Here is a 15,093-nt window from a genome sequence, read left to right as displayed (position 1 = left end):
CCTAGCCATCAGAGATATAAAACAAATATTAAAAATTTTTAGATAACTGCTAAAATCACACGAGTTATTCAAGACAGTTTATAATATTTAATTTTATAATATTTAATTATTGCTCAATAACTCACACCACATCTGTATGATATGAAACCAAATTTTGGTATAATTTAAGAAGAGTTTTTTCTGCCATGATGGGGATGCTCTACAAATAGCCAGTAACTAATATAGCTATTAGCAAGTCCCGTAATTAATAAGATACTCAATCCAGCAATTAAACTAGCAATCATAGTATTTACCTCATTGGGAAGAATTCAGGAGTTAGTGAAGACATTATGGTGGAATGTCTATAGAGGAGTCAGAATACTTATAAATATTTCTCAGATTTTTTCAATTTTAATATTGATTTTTTCATTGATTAAGCATGATCCGCTAACCAATCAAAAATCTTGTCTAACTGTTCTAAGTCGATAAAACCATACTGCCAAAGCAACATAGGAATAGGTCCTTTATCAAACTCACGATGTCGCAAAGCAACAGCAATATCGGCTTTTGAAAGTTCCAGTTCATGATGCAAAAATTGTAGTAATTTCCTATCGTTGTTACGGTGTACCATAATTTAAATTTGAAAATATCAAGCTAGACAAGATGACAAAATGCTATCCCCAGATTTAACTGCTAATTTCACTCTGTTCAGGAATAGAATATGTCAGAGAAATATGAGATTTAGCAGATTTGGTAGAGAGAGTGAAACCTAAGCTTAGGTTAATTTCCTTCAGTCCGCAAGCTAAATTGTGAGTAAACAATAACTTCGACTTTTGGAGATGATAAATCAAGATTGCATCATGGATTCTGCTCTGATATTGTATTGATTAGACATTTGAGAAGTTGTAAATTGTAGTCAGTTATGCACTTTTCACTCAATACTATGACTCCAACAAACTTCTAACCATTGCACTAACTCACAACGCGAAGCTAAAAATTGCATGACTGCACTGCGGACAAGAATTGCTTCTTGTAAACTATTTACTTGCACGCGTAAAGAACCATCTGGAGGACAGGAACAAGCGATCATCAATTCTTGCAAACGGTGATAAATTTGCCATCTATCACTTAAAGGAATCTGCAAAACTTGTTCACCTAGTGAGAACATAATTTAATGTTCCTCGTTCTGCTGATGACTATTCATGGTTTGCAGTTGTTGTTCAAGTTTTTCAATTCGGGAAAGCAAGGAACGAATTATACCTGCTTCCACATCGGGTAGTTTTCCATGTTCTAAAGGAGAAAGACGTTTGCTTTGTTTATGGGAAATAATGCGGCCAGGAATACCAACTACGGTGGAATCTGGAGGAACATCACCCAAGACAATTGAACCTGCACCAATCCGCACGCGATCGCTAATTTGAATATTTCCCAACACTTTCGCACCCGCACCCACAACAACGTTATTACCCAAGGTAGGATGACGTTTACCGCTTTCTTTCCCAGTTCCACCGAGAGTTACACCTTGATAAATGAGTGTATAATCGCCAACTATGGCAGTTTCACCAATGACAACTCCCATACCGTGATCGATAAATACACCTTTACCAATTTTTGCACCTGGATGAATTTCAATACCTGTTAAAAATCGTCCCAAATGGGAAATTAAGCGAGGGATAAAACCCACTTTACGGATGTGTAACCAGTGTGCAAGACGATGGAAACAAAGAGCATGAAATCCAGGATAACAAAATATAACCTCCAACCAATTACGTGCGGCTGGATCACGCTCAAATATGATCCGAAAATCACTCATTAATGGCTCAAAAAAACCGCCAGAACGTTGATTTTTCCGCGAGTCTGTATTTGCAGTTTGGGTTTTGGTACTGTCTAAAGACTGTTGCATCGGTACTGTCTGGTTAAAAGAGCCATGTTGTATTTTTCTGCTTATATCAGGTGACTCGAAAGCAGACAAAACCACAGATACCGATTAAATTTATTGAATTTATTACGATTGTACTCAATAGGTTTAAACCACTATTTAACAGAACTTTACATTTTCTGTAGGGTGAGGGGTTCTAGTTTTTTATGATAGAGGTACTGGTATTTTTAGGGTAGGGTTTGAGCTTTTTTGTACTCATGATAAATCCATTTACCTGTAAGACTAGTAGCGATTTAGGCAAGATTTTTTGAGATATATTAAGTTGTACTCTGATGCTCAGAAACGTCGCATTAATGACAGGAAATATAGTTTTTATGTATTTGCTGTTACTATTATTAGTGTAGAGTTTTGGTAGTTAAAAAACCGATTTCTTTATTTTGTTTTATGATTTTGTTTGCTGTATGTGGGAATACAAAATAGAAATATAGGGAGATGGATGTTATTGAGTTATCTTGTGTTATAATTTTTGTCTGAATCAGGATGTCCAGGATTAAAGGATTTACAGGATGAGAATATTCCATTTTAAATTTATTGAAAAGGAAAGATTGAATTTACTGAAATACCCAAAAATGTGAATAATAAATAACAGCAACTATGCAATTTACTACCCTCACCAACCCATTAGACAATTTTCTTCAGCAACCCAATATTGAAGCTTCTCCTGCTTGGGAGTTTATCCAGGGAAAAGCCCAGCAAAAACCCATGCTAACGCTGTTTCATTCCCGCCTCCAACGTAACCTTGTTAACGCCATCAACAGGCAAACTACCGCCTACGAAGCTATTCAAGAATTGCGGTGTATTGTACCTCCCATGTCTCCTGTACCTGATATTTCGGTTGTTAAGAGTGAGCGTCTTTCTAATGAAGATGGACTCCTACAAGGTTCACCGGACTGGTTAATTGAAATTCGTTCTCCTGATCAAAGTACCTTAGATATACAACACAAAATCCTGCATTGTTTGAGTAATGATACAAAACTTGCTTGGTTGATTGATATTCAAAGAAAGCAAATTTGGGTATGGGAAAATCAAGAATTACCTCTTATTTATGCTGATAATGATATACTCCCTAGCCTTGGTAATATTTTAGAATTAACTGTTGCAAATGTGATGGCAATGACTCAGCAAAGATGATTTATTAACAGATGTATTAATAATCGTGGTATAATCTAAAAAATAATAAACACCAAAAGACTTATGCTAAAAACAGTCGAAGGTATTTATCGAGACGGACAGATTGAATTTACCGAAATTCCCGAAAATGTCAATAATAGTACCCAGGTTCTCATTACTTTTCTCGATCCTGGTAAAATTGATCCTAGCAAGATACGTCAATTAATTGAGCATTTGGAAACTATTGCTGGTATTCAGCAGGGTTTTGAAGAACTCAACAGTGGACAAACTCGTCCTCTTTCAGATTTTATTCAGGAAATGCAACAGAAATATGACATTTCAAGTTGAAATTACTCCAATTGCTGAAAAGCAGATTGAGCAAACATATCTTTGGTATCGAGAACGTAATCCTGAATTTGCTGATACCTGGTTTCGAGGATTGATGAATGCTATTGCTACCTTACAAGATAAACCCCAGCGTTGTGCTTTAGCAGTTGAACATGAGATTTTTCCAGAAGAAGTCCGTCAATTGCTTTATGGCAAATCTAAGAATATTTATAGAGTTCTATTTACAATTCGAGACACGATAGTATCTGTTTTATATGTTCGTCATGCTGCTCAAGCACCTATGACTGTGGATGATTTAGAAGATTTAGTTTAGCATTGTTCTAATTAAATCATTTTTTTGCGATCGCTGTAGGCATCACACATCACAGGAGATCAAGAAATCGCTCAACATCAGTGTGGGCTTGTTTCAAAATATGGGCAAGAGTAGAGCGTTTAACAGGCTTATGAGCCGGAACTGTCAATTTAAGGACTTCATCAGTCAGTTCTTTTTCTAATCGAATGTGGCTACCGCGTTGACGAACCACAATCCATCCATCTCGTTCTAGAGCAGCTATGATTTTAGTGTATGGAAGGCTGGGAACTTTACTCATAGAACCAACTCTCGAACAATGATACCTTCCTGAGCGGAAAATTCATTTTCTACAGGTTCAAGATATAACTCTATAGCTTCTTGAATATTTGCTAATGCCTCATCAATATTTTCCCCTTCACTGATACAACCAGGTAAGGAGGGAACATAAACGGTGTAGCCACCTTCATCACTAGGTTCTAGAATTACTCTTAGCTTCATATTTTTACATCCATGATAAATCTAATTATATAACAAGATTTGAAAAATGCTTTAACTTCGTTGAATTTCTAGCGTCTTGGAAATTAAAAGCTTTATTATTCCGATTCCACCTGTTTAATCACCTCTAAAGGTAACTCTAACACTTCTGCAATTTGCTCATCATTTAACCCAAAATACCGTAATTTATCAATTTTTTCTATCTGAGTTTTATTATTTTTACGTTGCTTTAATTTAGAATTACTAGAATTATTTTTATCTGATTTATTTTGAGGTTGTTTAGAACCAATATTTATACAGCCAATTATATTTTGATTAATACTTTTATCACCTAAAAAAAGATTTACATTTCCCTGTCGTTCCAGAACAGATTTAAGATTTCGTTTATCAACCGGTTCATCAAAAATATCAGATAACAATTGCAATAGTTCGTAACCTACATCCTTTGCATGACCGGCGCTACAACCACAGGTTTCGGCTATATCAGCATATTTTTGATGTTTTAGTGATCCCTCAATAACTCCACGTTGTAAGTCATTGAGATGCTCGCCTGTGTTGAGATAAACAGCGTCATCCACAAGTTGTAGTAGTTCGTGAACCTGCATATTTAGAAATGTAAAGCGACATAGGTAATTTTAGCAGACTTTATCCGTATTTATCAGCTTTTTTCCGTCCTTTTTTGTAAATTTTTTTGCGATCCGCTTTTTTCCGCTTTTCAGGTTTGGGTGTGTGGTGTAGGGTGGGTATAAATAAACGCGAGTTTGAATTTGGAAAACCCTATTACAGAGAGGATATCAATATGATCAATAATTTCTTCACAACAGTATTATCAACATTAGTAGTTTTAGCTGCTTTATGGTTAGCTGGATGGATTCTTGGTTTCATCGTAGAATTTCCATCAGGTGTATCTGGATTTTAAGAACTTCACAAAAAATAAATAGTAATGATCAGAAAATGTTTCCTTTTCAGTCTTGTAATCCTAATAATATGCTCATTGCTATTATTGGATAATTTAGAATCCAAGGCAGAATCTATAGCTGATAAAGATGCACAACAGCTTATTAAAAATTCACAAACTCACTTGAAAATTAGTCCAAGTTCAAATTATAAAAATCCACGCATTAAAATAAACACTGGATTTCAGAATAATAATCCTGTCATTAAACAGTATGATGCCTTCATAGTTGGAGATGGATTTAACAAAGGTAAATCTGCAGGTTACTGGGTAGGAAGAAAAATCAGAAGTTATGCTTGTAATAGATTTAGCTTAGAATGTAATACAAGGAGTTATGCAGAAAATGAATAAACATAATATTATCGCTTACATCATTAACGCCTTAATACTTTTTTTGGTTTCCTTTGCTTCAGCTACCCTTTCGAGAAAATACAATTTTAATTCATTGATTACAGAAGCTTTTAAACCGAAAACTGACTTAGAACTTAGTGAGGAAATAGAACAAGAATCTCTTTCCAATTCAAAATTGAAACAAGAAAATTTTACTCAAGAAAAAGAATTAGACATTAGTGATTCTAAAGTAGAACAAGAATCTCCTCCCGATTCAGTATTGATGAAAGAAACTCCATCACACCAGGAAAATTCAGTAATTGATACTCAAGATAACATTCAATCTATCAAAAAATTAATTAATGATAGAGGGTTTCTGAGTGAAGTTTTTAGTCTTTTTTTAGTTCTTTTGATTGGTTTTACAATAGTTAGATATGTTCAATGGTAATAATTAATATGCAAATTCTAAACAAGCTCTAATATCTGCTTCCGTTAATTCAGGAAAATCTTCTAATATCTCTGTATAAGACATCCCAGATGCTAACCAACCTAAAACATCATAGACTGTAATTCTCATCCGGCGAATACAAGGTTTACCACCCCGCTTATCTGGTTCAATGGTAATGATATCTTGATAGCTCATATTATTTACTCTATCTTACTCTATACCATTTTAACATCTAGGGGACGAGATGCAAATAATAAACAAGCTCGAATATCTGCTTCTACTAAACCTTCATATTCTTCCAGAATTTCTGCGACTGTCGCGCCGTGTGCCAGAAGATTAAGTATATATTCAACAGTTAATCTTGTACCTTTAATAGTAGGTTTTCCCACCATTACTTTCGGATCTAGGGAAATACGGTTGAGCAGTTCTTGTTCTATCATATCTTTTCAATTTGTCTTTTCAATTTGTGAATCAATAAACAATGATCCTATGTTATCAGATTTTATGGAATATTTAAAAAGTGCTGACTTAGTTGGTATTTCCTTAAATCCTCAAACCCTGGGATTACGTCTTGACTTTACCTTCGGTCCTGAAGCTGATGATGTCGCTCTTGAACTTTACCACATTATTCACCTGGTTTTTCTCAACCTCTAAATACAGAAGATGAAGATATTTGTTTTTGGGTAGGAGAAGTTGAACTGAAAAGAATTGAAAATAATATTCAGGAATATTTATCTACATCTTATCCATTTGTCAATCAAAATGAAGTAGGTAACACCAATTTACACTCACTGATTTATTTTCATTTGCAAGGAGATATTTGTTGAGAGGTTGTTTGTCAAAATTATAAAACTTTTCAACAAGTAAAAAATTAAATAATTTTCCAAATCACATTTAAATTGCTGAAATGATACAAATGGACGGGTAGGGGTTTAGCAATGCTAAACCCCTACGATAAATATAATAGACATCTCCAGTAAAATAGTGATATAATCGGCTTAAATAATTCTCTAAATCATAGATATGTCCCTTAACATAATCAAAGAACATATTGAAATCACTCCCGGTATTTGTGGAGGAAAACCCCGGATAGCTGGACATCGGATTCGAGTTCAGGATATTGTGATTTGGCATGAACAAATGGGAATGTCGCCTGATGAAATTCTCTACCACTATCCTAGTATTACTTTATCTGATGTCTATGCAGCTTTAGCATACTATCATGATCATCGAGAAGAAATTAGGCAACAAATATCAGAATCAGAAGCTTTTATCCAAGAAATTCAAGCACAGACTCCTTCGATTTTGCAACAAAAACTGAAACAGCGCAATGACAGAAAAAATTAAGTTCCATTTAGATGAAAGTGTTAGTAATGCCATTGCGTTAGGTTTACGTCGTCGAGGAATTAATGTGACTACAACTTCAGAAGCAGGATTAATTGGTGTGTCAGATAGAGAACAAATTGCTTTTGCGTTATATGAAAACCGGATCTTGATTACTCATGATGATGATTTGGAAATTCAACAACAAGACGCAACTCACCACCCATCTCAGTAATATACTTTCGCAAAATTGAAAGCATTAAATCAGTACGATTTTCCATTTTAGAAACAGTTACTTCTGACATTTGTTCCTGAGTGAGTTTAAGTGCTAATCTCAATTGTTGTCGTGCTATATTTATCGCCAATCTTCCCAATTTTGATTAAAAATAGAAGTATCAGGAAAAGCAGTAGGATTACCGTTTTCTTCTAACAAGCGTTGTAAAACCTGTAACTTCGGTTCTAATCTCGGTAAATCATCAACTAACTGATAGGGTGCAATATTTTGTTTAAGTGCAAAACTAGCCACAGTTCCCGCAGCAGCACCCGCAGACCATTCAAAAGAATGTACCCGATAAGCAGCAGCAGCTATATGACTGGTCGCAATACTTTTACCACCTACTAATAAATTATCAATTTTTTGGGGAATCATCGCTCTGAGGGCAATTTGGAAAGGATAAGCGTTACCAGCACCGCGTCTTTCTCCTGGACGTTCTATATTACCAGGTGCTTCTGCTGGACTTTTCTCCATGCAAGGATGAAAATCTATAGCGTAATGTCCTATACCTACAGCATCAGGGAAAATAGTGGAACGACCGCGTTTCATGGCTTTATCTGGACTGACTTCACCTCTAATTACTGATGCTGCCTCTAAACCTGCAAGTGTCGCTTTTAACTGACGATATGTATTCGCTGGCAGTGTTTTCCGATAATACTCATCATTATAATTACGGCGAGAAATATCAACTTCCCAAATTCCAAACCCTTGGGGTTGTCCCCAACTGGGACGGCCAATAATGCGTCTTCCTTCTCGCATATAGGGGTATTTTGATAAACCAGATGCAGTTCCCATCGGCGAATTTATACCTGTTAATAATCTGTTATTCGGTTGTGGTTGTTTCACACCTTCACCGAGTTGAGAGTCAGTATTTCCCGAAACTAACCAGTAATAATAAGCGAGAGCATTTTCTTCACCTTTGCGGAAAGTTTCGGTTCTCAGTCCTCCCATCCAGCCACCAGGTTGTAATTGACCTGTGGCTTGCAATTGTTGCCGTGTATAAATTAGATTATCTTCCGCTGTTCCTGGACGGTAGTCATTACCCCAAGTCCAGTTTTGCATAGATATATCCCCAGGTGTGGGAATAGTAAAATTAATACCACCGAATCTAGTTTGTTGACCTTGTTGGGGACTCCAAATACGACGATAGGTGAAAACTAAATCAAAATTAGCTAATCTTGATAGTTCATAACTAAAATATGGGGCATATTGATTATAAAATGGGGGCATGATTTGGGGTTGCGGTTCTTTAGTGGCCTCCATTGCAAAGGTGTATGTAAAACCTTGGGTACAATAGGGGTCGTTTGTAGTGCTAGAAGATGAAGGTTCAAGATAGGAACGCGCATCAATTCCCAGACGGTAAGGAACATCTGCTAAAGCGATAATTTCCCCAGTTTCACTTGCGTCGATAACGTACCATTTATTATTATTTTTTTGAGATTGTTTGGGAAGAAAACGAATTATATTTTTACTGAAGCGGGATGAGTTTTGGTAACTATAAGCGTCTTCTATGGTTTGCGATAAGGTGAAAGTATTAAGAGGTGGTGCGTTTAGTGCTGGTTGATGTTGAATTGCGATCGCACCATCTATAATTTTACCATCTTCGCTAATTTGTAAATCTTTAATTACTGTATTTGGGAATAATTGTAATTTTCCTCTACCCTGTTTTTCCGCATCTTTTAACATTTGAGAAATGATATTATGAGCATCACGGGGAAGAAAACAGGAGTCACTTACCCAACATTCACCAGGGTTAAGTTTACCATATTTGTGTTCAATGCGGTTTCGCAATTCCAAATATCCACGAGAATAGAATTGTTTAGCTCTTTGAGTTGGTCTTTCATCTAATGCAGATGTACCTTGAGAGGAAATTTGTCCACCTAACCAGTCGGTTATTTCTGTTAAACAAACGGTGTTTCCTGCAAGTAAACTTTCATAAGCTGTCGCAACTCCAGAAAGTCCACCACCCACAACGAGAATTTCACAGTTGACGGTTTTATCTGGGTTTCTGGGTGGGGTTGCGGTGACGGAATAGGGTGTGAGGAAGGTGGTTAGTAAGGTGATGCTGATGAGTTGGTGACAAGCCTTTTTTTGTCTGTTTTTCATGGTTGATGCACTTTTTAAACTATGTCATTTTGTAGACGGTGAGTTTGGGGGAAAGGTTCATACCCGATTTTAAATGACTATGGTACTTAAAGTCCGTGGACTTAAAATCATCAATAGCTTTTAATTATCTTTATGACAACACCTGATCATAAAAATATTCAAAAAAAATTCGGTAGTAGGCTACGTCAAATTCGGCAAAACCTAGAACTATCTCAAGAAGAATTAGCGCATTTGTGTAACTTAGACCGTAGTTATATTGGAGGAGTAGAACGTGGAGAAAGAAATATTAGCCTTGTGAATATCCATAAAATTGCAGATGCGTTAAATATTTCACCCAAAGAGTTTTTTGATGAATAATATTCCTGACAATATCAGACTGAAGGAACTAGCAATCATAGCTAATTCAAATAAACCTTTTTTCGATGACTTTATTAAATTTTTAAAATCAGAAAATTATCCTGAATTATATGAATTTGTTATTGAGAAAGATTCATATAAAGCACAAGAAACTTTGCTAAAATATTTTAATCGCAAAATTCCTAAAGACTTAAATTTATATGACGGTATTGCTCGTCCATATCCTCAAAGTAAAGCAAAATGGCTTCTTTTAGGTTGGATTTTTAGAGATGCTCCTATACAAAGGTTGCAAACAATACTCAAAAGTATTGATGGGACAGCTAATGAGCGTAAAGCAATACTTATAAATCATGTGCGTGAATATGTATCTACTATTTTACCTGAACCAGAAAGATGGGAATGGTTTCCTATTTGTGAAGTGATGATGGAGCGTTTAGAAGGAAGCCGTCGAGCCATAAAAGGAACTTTATTTGAGGCAATTATTAGGCTAACTTTGAAAGAAGTATTTAAATTTAATAATATAAACCTCACGGTTGGGGAAACTCAAATTAAACTTGCTGGTGAAACTTATGATGTTACAGTTACAGGAAATAACGGAAAAATATTAATTCCAGTGAAAACAAGAGAAACAACTGGTGGTGGTCATGCTCTACTTTTTACCAGAGATATTAATCAAGCAATTGAAAAAGCGAAGAAGGAGGGATGTAAATGTATTCCCATTATCATAGCCGAAGCATGGAAAATAGATTTTGAATCATTGAAATCTCAGGACTTTATTCACATTGATAAAAACCCAAATCAAATTATTGAAGTAGAACCCTTACTCAATAATAAACTCAAAGAAATTCTACATATTTTTCAATCAATTGAATAATTAGGTTGAGAAAATTCGCTTAGTTGCAATCTTACAATAATCTTCATTAATATCAATACCAATAAACTTACGTCCTTTCTTCATCGCAACTAAACCCACAGTACCAGCACCAAAAAAAGGATCAAGAACTATTCCTCCTTCAGATGAACCTGCTAAAATACATGGTTCTATTAATTGTTCTGGGAAGACTGCAAAATGTGCATCTCTAAATTTAGATAAAGGAACTTCCCAAACAGTCCGCTTATTTCTCCCTTTAGGATGAAAAGCTTGATCCCATCTACCATTATGTAAATTAGAATTACCTGCATTTTTTCCCTGTTCTGGAGTTCCCCCTTTTTTACCTAAATGATTTCTTCCACCCCGCATTTTACTATTTTCGGAAAAAGTTACATGAGGTTCACGAATAGCATCAGCATCATAGTAATACTTTAAATTTTTCGCAAATAAAAATATATATTCATGGTCAGTCGTAGGACGGTTTTTAACAGAAGATGGCATAGCATTGGGTTTATACCAAATAATATCTGATCTCAAAAACCATCCTCTTTCTTTAAGTGCTAATGCCAATTTCCAAGGTAAACCTGCTAAATTTCCATCTATATATTTATCACCTAAATTTAACCAGAGTGTACCATCTTCTTTTAATACTCTTTTGACTTCATCAAATATTTCTAAAAGTCGGTTTATATATTCATCTTCACTTTCTTCAATACCAATTTGTTTTTCTGCACAATAGTCACGCTGACCATAATAAGGAGGACTGGTAACAACCGTTTGTACTAATGAATCTGGTAGTTTTTTCAGAGAATCTAAAGCTTCTCCATTGATGATAAAATTAGACTGCTCAAAATCAACTTTATCAATATCTTCTATTTTCACTATCAACTTTCGATCCAAATCCGCAAACAATGGGAGATTAGCAGTGATATAATCCAGCACAGAATTTACTTTAAATTTTAAATGGTAATTATATTTATTTTAAACTATTACCGACTTAACAGCAACCGGGTATTAAGATTTTTCCTTTGTCTTATTGCTGCGACTAAGTGCTAATTTAATTTCTATTAAAGCTGCTTCTTCTGGAGTTAGTTCTAAAAATTCTGCAACTGTTCCCACTTTCCAACCTTTAGCTTCTAAAAATTCCTGCTTTGATTTTTTCATATTTCTATCCTAATGATATTACTGGCATGACATAATTATGGTAAAATAAAACTACAGCGATGTAAACCAAACTGCATAATCAACAATGGAAAATCAAACAATTTCTATTCCTGTCGATGTTGCTACAGCACAGGCTTACACCAAATCATCCGAAGAAGAACAAAAAAAGATCCAATTACTCTTAGGCTTACGCATTAGAGAATTGTTAGACAAACCATCTGTTTCTCTCAATCAATTAATGGATGAAATCGGAGCAAAAACAGAAGCACGAGGGTTAACACCTGAAATTTTGGAATATTTGCTCAATGACGAATAACGCACTTTTTGTCAGCCAACCATAGTCACAATTTTAATACACCTTTATCCAATACAGTTACAAGCTTATTGGTAGAGCGTTTTATCTCCACAAATCTGCTAATATCAAACAACCCCCCTAAAAATCAGTAACCTTATATCCATCATCTATGATAGACGGAATATAGACACACCGCTGCAAAAATTAACTAACGGATAGGGAAGGTGTTATGAACAGCAAAAAACCCATTTTTTCAAAATTAGCTTTAAAAAGCGCCATTTTACTGTCACCCTTGTTGATATCAACGGGTTTTGCTAATGCTCAGGTATTATCAACTCAGGAAAGAGAAGAATTAACTAGACTGCGACAAGAAAACCGCGCTCAACAGCAAATACAGTCAGACTTTGAGCGTGCTTTTACTCGCACGAATACCCTGCTCAATATCTGGTTAACTATTTTAAGTTTATTTCCTGTAGTTTTAATTGCAACATTATGGCTATTACGTAAAGCTATAATTCGGGAAATTGTTGAGCGAGCAATGCAACAAATAGAAGGAATAGAAAAGTTGCAAACTCAATTAATTTCTGTTAATCAAAATGCTGAAAGTTTGATTATAACATCTCAAAACATCACTCAGGAATTAGCAGAGGAAGCTAATAGACTAAAAACAGCAATTCAAGGTGAAGAAGAAAATTTATCTATTCTTTTATCGGATTTACCAAAATCAAAACAAGAATTTTTAACAGCATTAGAACGTGAAGTAGAATCTGCTCAAGAAAATATCAGCAGTTTAGAATTTAAATTGAATACTCAATTAGAACAAGTTACTTTATCTGCTCAACAACAAAAAATAACACTTGAAAATGTCAAAAAGCTAGAAATTGATCTAATTTCTCAATTAAATAAACTGAAATTAGAAGTTGAAAATCACAAAGATGTCGCTGTTAGTGAGATTGAACAATCTCGTTCTCATCTGATATCTCAACTGCAGGGGATAGAGTCAGAAGCTCTACAGCAAAAAGAGCAGAGTTTTGAAAACTTATTAAAATCTCGGTCAGAATTTACGGCTGAATTATCTCAGTTTCAATTAGATACTCAAAATCAAAAAGATGTGGTTATAAAGAATCTAGAGAATCTAAATACTGTGTTTAAATCACAACTTACTGAATTACAAACTGATTCTCAAAGCCAAAAAGATAGTTTATTTGCAGGTTTGGCTAACTTACAGTTAGAATTTTCTCAGCAAATTGCAGAATTACAGAATAATGCTCAACAGCATCAACAGCAAATAATTGACGATTTACAAATATCCAGCAATGAATTTACTGCTCAGGTTTTAAATATTCAAGCTGGTGTAAAACAAGATGTTCAACAACGAAAATTGAGCATATTAGAAAATCTCCACAAACTAGAATCTGAAGTTATTAACCAAGTTAGAGAATTACATAATAATACTCAACAGCGTCAACAGCAAATAATTGATGATTTAGAAACATCCACCAGTGAATTTAATTCTCAGGTTTCAAATATAAAATCAGATATTGAAACCGATGCTCAAAAACAAAAATTGAGTATTTTTGAAAATCTCCGCAAGTTAGAAATTGAATTTATTAAGCAGATATCAGAATTACAAAATTTTGTTCAACAGCGTCAACAGCAAATAATTGATGATTTAGAAACCTCTACCAGTGAATTTACTGCTGAGTTTGCTGATATTAAAACTGATGTTCAACAACGCAAACTGAATATTTTTGAGAAGTTGCAAAAGTCAGAAGCTGAATTTATCAACCAACTTGGAAAATTACAAAAGACTGCGGAACAACGTCAACAGCAAATAATTGATGATTTAGAAACCTCCATCGGTGAATTTACTGCTCAGTTTGTTGATATTAAAACTGACGTTCAACAACAAAAATTGAGCATCTTAGAAAATCTCCAAAAGTTAAAAGCTGAATTTATCAACCAAGTTGAAGAATTACAAATAGATGCTCAAAAACGTAAAGATGCTATTTTGCAAGAGTTAGCAGAAATTAAAACTCAACCTACTCCAGAACTAGAAAAATTACCAGAACCCATACCAGAAGCACCACAACAAGTAGTTTCTGCGGATAATTATATCAAAGAAGCCGATATGCTATTTTCAGAAAAACGCTATGAAGATGCTTTAGGTATTTATGAACAAAGCGTTAAAATTAATCCTGATGATGCAGAAACTTGGCTAAAATGCGGTTTAACTCTGAACAGATTAAAACGCTACAAAGATGCAATTATGTCTTATAATAAAGCCATTAAAATCAATCCTGACTATCATCAAGCTTGGTGTGATATTGGTGTGGCTTGTGGTAATTTAGGTAAGCACAAAGAAGCCTTTAACTGTTTTGATAAAGCTACGCAAATTCAACCTGATGACGGTGTAGCTTGGTTAAATCGTGGTTTGTCTTTAGTAGAATTAGAGCGTTATGAAGATGCAATTTTATCCTTTGATAAAGCGTTAGAATTCCAACCAGACTCACCCAAAATCTTAGATAAACGCGGTTATACATTGGTAAGATTAGGGAGAGATGACGAAGCAATTATCAACTTTGACAAAGCACTAGAAATAAAGCCAGACTATGCTAGTGCTTATTATAATAAAGCAGCTTGTTATGCACTGCAAAGAGAAGTTGAATTAGCTGTAGAGAATCTGCAAAAAGCAATTGAGCTTAAACCCAGTTACAAAGAAGATGCTGCAACAGATATAGATTTTGATGATATCAATACAGAACCAAGCTTTCAACAATTAATTCAGAGTTAGTCCGAAAAAATGA

23 protein-coding genes are annotated in these 15,093 nt (G+C 34.8%); 12 read left to right on the top strand and 11 right to left on the bottom strand.

What is annotated here, in order from left to right; translation table 11 throughout:
• Nucleotides 1–412: 412 nt before the first annotated feature.
• From VB694_RS06165 to cysE, 3 genes are all read right to left on the bottom strand, one after another.
• Nucleotides 413–610: a DUF2949 domain-containing protein gene (locus VB694_RS06165; RefSeq protein WP_323359433.1), complete on the bottom strand. Its 198-nt coding sequence runs from the start codon at nt 608–610 to the stop codon at nt 413–415.
• Nucleotides 611–910: 300 nt separating this feature from the next.
• Nucleotides 911–1,147 carry an Asr1405/Asl0597 family protein gene (locus VB694_RS06160; RefSeq protein ID WP_323359432.1) on the bottom strand — a complete coding sequence of 79 codons (237 nt, stop codon included), beginning with the start codon at nt 1,145–1,147 and terminating at the stop codon, nt 911–913.
• A 3-nt stretch (nt 1,148–1,150) separates the two neighbouring features.
• Nucleotides 1,151–1,882: a serine O-acetyltransferase gene (gene cysE, locus VB694_RS06155; protein WP_323359431.1), complete on the bottom strand. Its 732-nt coding sequence runs from the start codon at nt 1,880–1,882 to the stop codon at nt 1,151–1,153.
• A 630-nt stretch (nt 1,883–2,512) separates the two neighbouring features.
• Between cysE and VB694_RS06150 the strand changes: the two genes are divergently transcribed.
• From VB694_RS06150 to VB694_RS06140, 3 genes are all read left to right on the top strand, one after another.
• Nucleotides 2,513–3,049, top strand: a complete 537-nt coding sequence (locus VB694_RS06150) for a Uma2 family endonuclease (RefSeq protein WP_323359430.1) — start codon at nt 2,513–2,515, stop codon at nt 3,047–3,049.
• A 63-nt stretch (nt 3,050–3,112) separates the two neighbouring features.
• Nucleotides 3,113–3,376: a hypothetical protein gene (locus VB694_RS06145; protein WP_323359429.1), complete on the top strand. Its 264-nt coding sequence runs from the start codon at nt 3,113–3,115 to the stop codon at nt 3,374–3,376.
• A complete protein-coding gene (locus tag VB694_RS06140; RefSeq protein ID WP_323359428.1) occupies nt 3,360–3,689 on the top strand; it encodes a type II toxin-antitoxin system RelE/ParE family toxin in 330 nt (109 codons plus the stop codon). The genes VB694_RS06145 and VB694_RS06140 overlap by 17 nt, the downstream gene beginning before the upstream one ends.
• A 49-nt stretch (nt 3,690–3,738) precedes the next feature.
• Here VB694_RS06140 and VB694_RS06135 read toward each other — a convergent pair whose 3' ends face one another.
• From VB694_RS06135 to VB694_RS06125, 3 genes are all read right to left on the bottom strand, one after another.
• A complete protein-coding gene (locus tag VB694_RS06135; protein ID WP_323287950.1) occupies nt 3,739–3,966 on the bottom strand; it encodes a type II toxin-antitoxin system HicA family toxin in 228 nt (75 codons plus the stop codon).
• Nucleotides 3,963–4,166: a type II toxin-antitoxin system HicB family antitoxin gene (locus tag VB694_RS06130; protein ID WP_323359427.1), complete on the bottom strand. Its 204-nt coding sequence runs from the start codon at nt 4,164–4,166 to the stop codon at nt 3,963–3,965. Before VB694_RS06130 ends, VB694_RS06135 begins: the two co-directional genes overlap by 4 nt.
• Nucleotides 4,167–4,261: 95 nt before the next feature.
• A complete protein-coding gene (locus VB694_RS06125) occupies nt 4,262–4,768 on the bottom strand; it encodes a hypothetical protein (RefSeq protein WP_323359426.1) in 507 nt (168 codons plus the stop codon).
• A gap of 398 nt (nt 4,769–5,166) precedes the next feature.
• Between VB694_RS06125 and VB694_RS06120 the strand changes: the two genes are divergently transcribed.
• Together VB694_RS06120 and VB694_RS06115 are read left to right on the top strand one after the other, a co-directional pair.
• Nucleotides 5,167–5,469 carry a hypothetical protein gene (locus tag VB694_RS06120; protein ID WP_323359425.1) on the top strand — a complete coding sequence of 101 codons (303 nt, stop codon included), beginning with the start codon at nt 5,167–5,169 and terminating at the stop codon, nt 5,467–5,469.
• Nucleotides 5,462–5,896 (top strand): hypothetical protein, encoded by a 435-nt coding sequence (locus VB694_RS06115; protein WP_323359424.1) that lies wholly within the window; start codon nt 5,462–5,464, stop codon nt 5,894–5,896. Before VB694_RS06120 ends, VB694_RS06115 begins: the two co-directional genes overlap by 8 nt.
• A 3-nt stretch (nt 5,897–5,899) precedes the next feature.
• Here VB694_RS06115 and VB694_RS06110 read toward each other — a convergent pair whose 3' ends face one another.
• The gene (locus tag VB694_RS06110) at nt 5,900–6,091 is read right to left on the bottom strand and encodes a DUF433 domain-containing protein (protein ID WP_323359423.1); all 192 of its coding nucleotides are present in this window, start codon (nt 6,089–6,091) and stop codon (nt 5,900–5,902) included.
• 20 nt (nt 6,092–6,111) lie between these two features.
• Entirely contained in the window at nt 6,112–6,336 is a 225-nt protein-coding gene (locus tag VB694_RS06105) for a DUF433 domain-containing protein (RefSeq protein ID WP_323359422.1), read from the bottom strand.
• Between the two features lie 64 nt (nt 6,337–6,400).
• On the opposite strand from VB694_RS06105, the gene VB694_RS06100 reads away from it, so the two are divergent.
• The 3 genes from VB694_RS06100 to VB694_RS06090 all read left to right on the top strand — a co-directional run bounded on the left by VB694_RS06100 (nt 6,401) and on the right by VB694_RS06090 (nt 7,454).
• A complete protein-coding gene (locus VB694_RS06100; RefSeq protein ID WP_323359421.1) occupies nt 6,401–6,550 on the top strand; it encodes a hypothetical protein in 150 nt (49 codons plus the stop codon).
• A gap of 369 nt (nt 6,551–6,919) precedes the next feature.
• The gene (locus VB694_RS06095) at nt 6,920–7,243 is read left to right on the top strand and encodes a DUF433 domain-containing protein (RefSeq protein WP_096568612.1); all 324 of its coding nucleotides are present in this window, start codon (nt 6,920–6,922) and stop codon (nt 7,241–7,243) included.
• Entirely contained in the window at nt 7,227–7,454 is a 228-nt protein-coding gene (locus tag VB694_RS06090; protein WP_323359420.1) for a DUF5615 family PIN-like protein, read from the top strand. The genes VB694_RS06095 and VB694_RS06090 overlap by 17 nt, the downstream gene beginning before the upstream one ends.
• A 120-nt stretch (nt 7,455–7,574) precedes the next feature.
• On the opposite strand, the gene VB694_RS06085 is transcribed toward VB694_RS06090, so the two are convergent.
• The gene (locus VB694_RS06085) at nt 7,575–9,599 is read right to left on the bottom strand and encodes an FAD-dependent oxidoreductase (protein ID WP_323359419.1); all 2,025 of its coding nucleotides are present in this window, start codon (nt 9,597–9,599) and stop codon (nt 7,575–7,577) included.
• A 132-nt stretch (nt 9,600–9,731) separates the two neighbouring features.
• Between VB694_RS06085 and VB694_RS06080 the strand changes: the two genes are divergently transcribed.
• Nucleotides 9,732–9,956, top strand: coding sequence for a helix-turn-helix transcriptional regulator (locus VB694_RS06080; RefSeq protein ID WP_323359418.1), 225 nt, complete (start codon nt 9,732–9,734; stop codon nt 9,954–9,956).
• Nucleotides 9,949–10,830 (top strand): hypothetical protein, encoded by an 882-nt coding sequence (locus tag VB694_RS06075; RefSeq protein ID WP_323359417.1) that lies wholly within the window; start codon nt 9,949–9,951, stop codon nt 10,828–10,830. Before VB694_RS06080 ends, VB694_RS06075 begins: the two co-directional genes overlap by 8 nt.
• On the opposite strand, the gene VB694_RS06070 is transcribed toward VB694_RS06075, so the two are convergent.
• Nucleotides 10,831–11,709, bottom strand: a complete 879-nt coding sequence (locus tag VB694_RS06070; RefSeq protein ID WP_323359416.1) for a site-specific DNA-methyltransferase — start codon at nt 11,707–11,709, stop codon at nt 10,831–10,833. It lies immediately after the preceding gene.
• A 132-nt stretch (nt 11,710–11,841) separates the two neighbouring features.
• Complete coding sequence (locus VB694_RS06065; RefSeq protein ID WP_323359415.1) at nt 11,842–11,991, bottom strand: hypothetical protein; 150 nt, start codon at nt 11,989–11,991, stop codon at nt 11,842–11,844.
• An 85-nt stretch (nt 11,992–12,076) separates the two neighbouring features.
• On the opposite strand from VB694_RS06065, the gene VB694_RS06060 reads away from it, so the two are divergent.
• Nucleotides 12,077–12,307, top strand: coding sequence for a hypothetical protein (locus VB694_RS06060; protein WP_323359414.1), 231 nt, complete (start codon nt 12,077–12,079; stop codon nt 12,305–12,307).
• Between the two features lie 208 nt (nt 12,308–12,515).
• Nucleotides 12,516–15,080 carry a tetratricopeptide repeat protein gene (locus VB694_RS06055; RefSeq protein ID WP_323359413.1) on the top strand — a complete coding sequence of 855 codons (2,565 nt, stop codon included), beginning with the start codon at nt 12,516–12,518 and terminating at the stop codon, nt 15,078–15,080.
• Nucleotides 15,081–15,093 lie beyond the last annotated feature (13 nt).

The organism is Anabaena sp. UHCC 0451, assembly GCF_034931405.1.
Lineage (GTDB): Bacteria > Cyanobacteriota > Cyanobacteriia > Cyanobacteriales > Nostocaceae > RDYJ01.
The sequence above is the reverse complement of the archived record's forward strand: the minus strand, read 5'-3'. Positions and strand labels throughout refer to the sequence as shown.

What these genes read in the sequence shown, in the direction of transcription:
- VB694_RS06060 (WP_323359414.1), top strand. Translation starts at nt 12,077, where the DNA reads ATGGAAAATCAAACAATTTCTATTCCTGTCGATGTTGCTACAGCACAG.
- VB694_RS06115 (WP_323359424.1), top strand. Translation starts at nt 5,462, where the DNA reads ATGAATAAACATAATATTATCGCTTACATCATTAACGCCTTAATACTT.
- VB694_RS06080 (WP_323359418.1), top strand. Translation starts at nt 9,732, where the DNA reads ATGACAACACCTGATCATAAAAATATTCAAAAAAAATTCGGTAGTAGG.
- VB694_RS06085 (WP_323359419.1), bottom strand. Translation starts at nt 9,599, where the DNA reads ATGAAAAACAGACAAAAAAAGGCTTGTCACCAACTCATCAGCATCACC.
- VB694_RS06160 (WP_323359432.1), bottom strand. Translation starts at nt 1,147, where the DNA reads ATGTTCTCACTAGGTGAACAAGTTTTGCAGATTCCTTTAAGTGATAGA.
- VB694_RS06075 (WP_323359417.1), top strand. Translation starts at nt 9,949, where the DNA reads ATGAATAATATTCCTGACAATATCAGACTGAAGGAACTAGCAATCATA.
- VB694_RS06150 (WP_323359430.1), top strand. Translation starts at nt 2,513, where the DNA reads ATGCAATTTACTACCCTCACCAACCCATTAGACAATTTTCTTCAGCAA.
- VB694_RS06140 (WP_323359428.1), top strand. Translation starts at nt 3,360, where the DNA reads ATGACATTTCAAGTTGAAATTACTCCAATTGCTGAAAAGCAGATTGAG.
- VB694_RS06105 (WP_323359422.1), bottom strand. Translation starts at nt 6,336, where the DNA reads ATGATAGAACAAGAACTGCTCAACCGTATTTCCCTAGATCCGAAAGTA.
- VB694_RS06065 (WP_323359415.1), bottom strand. Translation starts at nt 11,991, where the DNA reads ATGAAAAAATCAAAGCAGGAATTTTTAGAAGCTAAAGGTTGGAAAGTG.
- VB694_RS06130 (WP_323359427.1), bottom strand. Translation starts at nt 4,166, where the DNA reads ATGAAGCTAAGAGTAATTCTAGAACCTAGTGATGAAGGTGGCTACACC.
- VB694_RS06090 (WP_323359420.1), top strand. Translation starts at nt 7,227, where the DNA reads ATGACAGAAAAAATTAAGTTCCATTTAGATGAAAGTGTTAGTAATGCC.
- cysE (WP_323359431.1), bottom strand. Translation starts at nt 1,882, where the DNA reads ATGCAACAGTCTTTAGACAGTACCAAAACCCAAACTGCAAATACAGAC.
- VB694_RS06145 (WP_323359429.1), top strand. Translation starts at nt 3,113, where the DNA reads ATGCTAAAAACAGTCGAAGGTATTTATCGAGACGGACAGATTGAATTT.
- VB694_RS06095 (WP_096568612.1), top strand. Translation starts at nt 6,920, where the DNA reads ATGTCCCTTAACATAATCAAAGAACATATTGAAATCACTCCCGGTATT.
- VB694_RS06100 (WP_323359421.1), top strand. Translation starts at nt 6,401, where the DNA reads ATGGAATATTTAAAAAGTGCTGACTTAGTTGGTATTTCCTTAAATCCT.
- VB694_RS06110 (WP_323359423.1), bottom strand. Translation starts at nt 6,091, where the DNA reads ATGAGCTATCAAGATATCATTACCATTGAACCAGATAAGCGGGGTGGT.
- VB694_RS06165 (WP_323359433.1), bottom strand. Translation starts at nt 610, where the DNA reads ATGGTACACCGTAACAACGATAGGAAATTACTACAATTTTTGCATCAT.
- VB694_RS06125 (WP_323359426.1), bottom strand. Translation starts at nt 4,768, where the DNA reads ATGCAGGTTCACGAACTACTACAACTTGTGGATGACGCTGTTTATCTC.
- VB694_RS06055 (WP_323359413.1), top strand. Translation starts at nt 12,516, where the DNA reads ATGAACAGCAAAAAACCCATTTTTTCAAAATTAGCTTTAAAAAGCGCC.
- VB694_RS06135 (WP_323287950.1), bottom strand. Translation starts at nt 3,966, where the DNA reads ATGAGTAAAGTTCCCAGCCTTCCATACACTAAAATCATAGCTGCTCTA.